The 231-nt window shown below is 75.8% G+C and carries 1 protein-coding gene; it reads left to right on the plus strand.

Annotated elements, in window-relative coordinates:
- Positions 1-231: histidinol dehydrogenase (locus KVT44_RS57400; RefSeq protein WP_217577251.1), on the plus strand; the 231-nt coding region annotated here is incomplete at both ends.

A 231-nucleotide genomic window follows, 5' to 3' on the forward strand; every position in this document is an offset into this window, starting at 1 on the left:
TCGCCGAGATGACCGCCGCCGGGGCCGAGCGCCTCGTCCCCGGCATGCCCACGCGCGACTCCGCCGGACCCGCCAGGCGCGACCACGGGCAGGTGCACGTCGTGGACTCCCTCGACGAGCTGTCCGCGCTCGCCGACGCGTTCGCCTTCGAGCACGCCGAGGTCCTGACCGCCGAGCCGCGCGAGGCCCTGCGCAGGATGGCTCAGTACGGCGCGCTCTTCCTGGGCGAGG

This window comes from Streptomyces sp. GbtcB7 (genome assembly GCF_019091445.1).
Classification (GTDB): Bacteria; Actinomycetota; Actinomycetes; order Streptomycetales; family Streptomycetaceae; genus Streptomyces; species Streptomyces mirabilis.